At 64.7% G+C, this 3478-nt stretch carries 4 protein-coding genes; all 4 read left to right on the forward strand.

Features of this window, described 5'->3' with window-relative positions; genetic code table 11:
- The coding region (locus IV091_RS10185) for a malonyl-CoA decarboxylase family protein (protein ID WP_293468289.1) at positions 1 to 894 on the forward strand (894 nt) is incomplete at its 5' end.
- 54 nt (positions 895 to 948) lie between these two features.
- Positions 949 to 1944: a tripartite tricarboxylate transporter substrate binding protein gene (locus tag IV091_RS10190; protein WP_293468291.1), complete on the forward strand. Its 996-nt coding sequence runs from the start codon at positions 949 to 951 to the stop codon at positions 1942 to 1944.
- Between the two features lie 163 nt (positions 1945 to 2107).
- Entirely contained in the window at positions 2108 to 2890 is a 783-nt protein-coding gene (locus IV091_RS10195) for an enoyl-CoA hydratase/isomerase family protein (RefSeq protein WP_293468293.1), read from the forward strand.
- A gap of 42 nt (positions 2891 to 2932) precedes the next feature.
- The coding region (locus tag IV091_RS10200; protein ID WP_293468295.1) for an AMP-binding protein at positions 2933 to 3478 on the forward strand (546 nt) is incomplete at its 3' end.

A 3478-nucleotide genomic window follows, 5' to 3' on the forward strand; every position in this document is an offset into this window, starting at 1 on the left:
GATGTGGAAATGGAATACATGTTTTCCACCTGGTTTGACGTGGGTTTTCTGGACCTGCGGCGCATCAGCTGGGATTCACCCGCTTCGCTGATTGAAAAGCTGATCAAGTACGAAGCGGTGCATGACATCAAGAGCTGGGCCGACGTGAAGAACCGGCTCGACAGCGACCGCCGCTGCTACGGGTTTTTTCACCCGCGCCTGCCTGACGTGCCGCTGATCTTTGTCGAAGTCGCGCTGGTGGACGCCATGGCCAGCAGCATCATGCCGCTGCTCGACGAGTCGGCCGACGCGTCCGACCTGAACAAGGCCACCACCGCCATTTTTTACTCCATCAGCAATACCCAGGTGGGCCTGCGCGGGGTGAGCTTTGGCGACTCGCTGATCAAGCGCGTGGTGGAAACGCTCAAGGACGAGTTCCCCAAGCTCAAGGCCTTTGCCACGCTCTCGCCCATCCCGGGCTTCAGAAGCTGGCTGGCCAAGAATGCAGCCGGCCTGCTGGAGCAACTCGGCGACAAGGAGCGCACCGCGCTGGGCCGCGCCGTGGGCTACGAGCCGCCGGGCGCCGGGCATTTCCTGTCAGCGGCTGAAGGCGCGCTGGCGCTGCCCGACAAGTCGCCGGTGCGCCTGATGCTGCTGCACTGCGCCGCGCACTACCTGGGCCAGGCCAGCAGCGACGGCAAGCCTGTGGACCCGGTGGCGCGCTTTCATCTGGGCAACGGCGCGCGCATCGAGCGGCTCAACTGGGCCGCCGACCCGTCGCCCAAGGGGCTCAAGCAGTCTTATGGCCTGATGGTCAATTACCTCTATGACCTCAAGCGTCTGGACAAGTACCGCGACCAGTTTGCACAGGGCAAGATCCCGGCCTCTGGCAGCATCGAGGATTTGTATATTTGACGGTGTTTTCAGGCAGCGATGCCAGCTTTTTATTTAAAACGACAGGAGACAAGCATGACAGTAGATTTTGATGTGAACGGTTCCCGGCGCAACGTATTGCGCGCTGCGGCGGCAGGCCTTGCGGCGCTCTCTCTGGGCAGCCATGCCCAGCCGGGCTGGCCCGGCAAACCGGTGACGCTGGTGGTTCCGTTTCCCGCTGGCGGCGGCACCGACGCGTTTGCCCGCCCGCTGTCCGCGCAGTTTGCCAAGCTGACCGGCAAGCAGCTCATCATCGACAACCGCGGCGGCGCCGGCGGCACGCTGGGCGCCGGCATTGCGGCCCGCGCCGCGCCGGACGGCTACACGCTGTTCATGGGCGCGGTGCACCACGCGATTGCGCCGTCCATGTACCCCAAGCTGGACTACGACCTTGAAAAAGACTTTGTCCCGCTGGCGCTGATGGCCAACGTGCCGCAGGTGCTGGTCGTCAACCCCAAGAACATTCCGGGCGACTTCAAAGCCTTTATGGCGCAGGTCAACAGCAAGCCGGGCCGCTTCAACTACGGCTCCGCCGGCGCCGGCACGTCGCACCACCTGGCCGGCGAGCTGTTCAAGCAGCAGACCAAGACCTTCATCACCCACATTCCCTACCGGGGCGCCGGCCCTGCGCTGCAGGACCTGATTGGCGGCAACGTTGACATGATGTTTGACGGCCTGGGTTCTTCAGCCGGCCACATCAAGGGCGGCCGCATCAAGGCGCTGATGGTGTCGGGCAGCAAGCGCAACCCGGCTTTTCCGGACGTGCCGTGCGCCGCCGAACTGGGCCTGCCCGACTACACCGTGACCACCTGGTACGGCATCTGGGCGCCCAAGGGCACACCGGCTGACGTGCAGGCGCGCATTGCCGAAGAGCTGCGCCGGGCGGCAGCCACCGACGAGCTGAAAGCCATCTGGGCCAGCAACGGCGCAGACTTCGGCAACCTCACGCCGCCGCAGTTTGGCGCTTTTGTCAGCAGCGAAGTCAAGCGCTGGGCCACGGTGGTCAAGGCCTCAGGCGCCAAGCTCGAGTGAATATGGCCCCCACGCTCCCGCACTGCGTGTCGTCGCTGCCCCCCAAGGGGGCGGTTTCGCCTTGGGGCGGCCCGGCGGCGAAACGCAGCGGGACAGGCCGCGGTTTTGCGCGCTGGGTGTCGTCGCTGCCCTCCGAGGGGGCGGTTTCGCCTTGGAGCGGTCTGTGAGCGGCGCCGTTTCACTCGACATCTCCGGCGCGGTGGCCTTTGTCACGTTGTCCCATCCGGGCAAGTTCAACGCCATGTCGCGCGCGATGTGGCGCGAACTGCGCGCTGTTTTTGAGTCGGTGCAGCAAGACTGCGCGCTGCGGGCCGTGCTGGTCCGGGGCGAGGGCGGGCATTTCTGCGCCGGAGGCGACATCTCTGAATACGCAGCCTTTCGCTTTGACGAAGCCAGCCTGCGCGACTTTCATGAGCGCGAAGTGTGGGGCGGCCTGCAGGCCATGCTGGCCTGCGACCTGCCGATCGTGGCCCAGATCGAGGGCAACTGCATGGGCGCGGGCGTCGAGATTGCCAGTTGCTGCGACCTCCGGCTGGCCAGCGATGCCGCCCGCTTTGGCGCGCCAATTGCCCGGCTCGGCTTTCCCATGGCCCCGCGCGAAGCCGCGCTGGTGATGCGCGCTGTGGGCGAGTTGACCGCGCGCGAAATGCTGCTGTCGGCCGCCGTGCTGGGCGCGGCCGAGATGAAGCAGCGCGGCTTTTTGAACCAGGTGGTGCCCGCGACTGAGGTCCAGACCGCGGCGCTGGCCTGCCTGGACCGTATTCGCCCGCTGGCACCGCAGGCAGCGCGTCTGAATAAACAGGCATTCAGGGCACTAGCCCCCGTCCTGGTTCATGAAGTAGCTTCTGATTTAGTAGCAACTGCCTATGACTACGCGCCCTCTGCCGAGCACCGCGAGGGCGTCACCGCATTCATCGAAAAGCGTTCGCCGCAGTTTTCGGACTGAAGCGGGCGCTTTCATTTTTAATTTACTGGCCGTCTGATTCCTATGAAAAACCAAAACCTGTTTGCCGCGCTGCGGGCCGCTTTTCCGGCCGATCTGGACGCGGTCGCCATCGAAACCGACAACGGCCTGACCTACTCATGGGCTGACTTGGAGCGCAGCACAGCCATGATGGCCAATTTGCTGCAGTCGCTCAACCTGCCCCAAGGTTCCCGCGTCGCGGTGCAGGTTGAAAAGTCGGTGGAAGCCGTGGTGCTCTACCTGGCCACGCTGCGCGCCGGCTACGTGTTTTTGCCGCTCAACACCGCCTACCAGAGCACCGAGATCGAATACTTCATCGGCAACGCCGAACCTGCCGTGGTCGTGTGTTCCAGCCGCAACCTGGGCTGGGTCAGCAAGATCGCCTTCAAGGCCGGCACGCAAAACGTCTTCACGCTCGACGACGACCGCACCGGCTCGCTGCTGGACCGCAGCGCGCATTGCAGCGACCAGCACGAGGCCGCCGTGATGCATGAGGACGACCTGGCCGCCATTTTGTACACCAGCGGCACCACCGGCCGCAGCAAGGGCGCGATGCTGTCGCACGGCAAC

The sequence above is a fragment of the Polaromonas sp. genome (genome assembly GCF_018780625.1).
Lineage (GTDB): Bacteria > Pseudomonadota > Gammaproteobacteria > Burkholderiales > Burkholderiaceae_C > Polaromonas.